The 1495-nt window shown below is 70.7% G+C and carries 2 protein-coding genes; both read right to left on the reverse strand.

Going from position 1 to position 1495, the window contains the following annotated elements; all coding sequences use genetic code 11:
• Positions 1-87: 87 nt before the first annotated feature.
• The gene (locus ACWGIU_RS37735; protein ID WP_453712581.1) at positions 88-957 is read right to left on the reverse strand and encodes an amidohydrolase family protein; all 870 of its coding nucleotides are present in this window, start codon (positions 955-957) and stop codon (positions 88-90) included.
• A gap of 39 nt (positions 958-996) precedes the next feature.
• Positions 997-1495, reverse strand: a 499-nt coding sequence (locus ACWGIU_RS37740; protein WP_453712582.1) for a cytochrome P450, incomplete at its 5' end; no start/stop codon positions are given.

The following is a 1495-nucleotide window of genomic DNA, read 5'->3' on the forward strand; positions in this document are numbered from 1 at the left end:
GAGGATGTGGTCGGCCGGGACGTGTTCGAGCAGGGTCGCGGCGGGCGCGAAGGGGCCTTCCGTGTCTTAGTATAAGCGGCTCAGCAGCTAGAGAACGCCCGCGGGTACGACCCTCGGGTCGCAGAACCGCCCGAGGGCCTGAAGGCGCGTCGCGATGTACGGCAGGAAGCCTCCGGCGTGCGGCAGGACGACGGAGATGTCCGGGAAGCGGTCCAGCGTCCTCCTGCTGATCATGTTCACGGCGGCCCTCGTGGTGTCCAGCAGGAAGTCGCACATGAAGTTCGGGATCCCCGGAACCGTCGACCCGGCGGGCGGGCCTGACGCACCGGGCGGGCCGGGCGGGCCGTCCGGAAGGTTGTGGGGGTGGGTGTCCACCACGGCGGAGTACTCGTTCAACTCGTGGAACAGCCGGTCGTAGGCGGGATCGCCGAGGTAGACGCCCCCGTAGTTGGCCGTCACGTTCACCCCGACGGCCCCGAGCTGCCCGAGCCCGCGGCGTACGGCCCAGGACGAGGCATCGGCGTCGTCCAGGAAGAGCGGCACGTGGAACGAGAACCGTCCCGGATGCGACTGCGCCACCTCGATCATCGACTGCAGGGTGATGTTGATGGCTTCGCGCAGCTGCGCCGACGACCGGTAGCGCGCCGGCAGCATCGGCTTGAGGACGGCGGTCGTGATGCCCGCGTCGTCCATGAAGCGGATCGCCGCCTCGGTGTCGAGCCGGGTCCACGGGGGCAGCCGGTCCGGGTTGATCAGTTCGTGGTGCGCGGCCCAGTCGCGCCACTGCGGCGCGCAGAAGTGATGATGCATGTCGATCTTCGGATGGACCGCTCCCTCCGCGTCCGTCCCCGGCGCGGAGGGAGCCCCCGCGACCCGGATGACCTCGCTGCTGCCCACCGCGGCGATGCGCAGTTCGTCCGCCGGCGTCCCCAGGAGGCGCAGTGCGGAGGTACTCATGGAATCCGTCATGCCGATCCACCGTCCATCGGGTCTGGGTTACCTTCCGGAGGCCACGGAGGCCAGGGACGCCTCGCCCGGGTCCGCGTCGGGCCGGCCCGGGTCCGGGTCCGTGTCCGGTTCCAGGACGAGCCGGAGGTGTTCGAGGCCCCGGAACGCCGGCACCGGCCCCTTGAGCCACGCCTTCCCGGTCTCCCGCGGGTCGGCGAGCTCCATGTCCGGGAACTCCCGCAGGAGGGTGGCGAGCGCGATCTCCAGTTCGAGCCGCGCCAGCGGCGCCCCCAGGCAGTAGTGGGTTCCGTGCCCGAAGCCCAGGTGCGTGCCCTGGAGTCCCTCACGGGTCACGTCCAGCTCGTCGGGGAGGTCGAACTTCTCGGGGTCCCGGTTGGCCGCGGAGATCGCGATCTGCACGAGGGAGCCCTTGGGGATGAGCGTGCCCCGGATCTCTGCGTCCTGCGCCGCGTACCGGAAGGTCGACGTCTCCACCGAGCCCTCGAAGCGGAGCATTTCCTCGACCGCCCGCGGACTGAGCGCGGGG

It is taken from the genome of Streptomyces sp. NPDC054840, assembly GCF_053611065.1.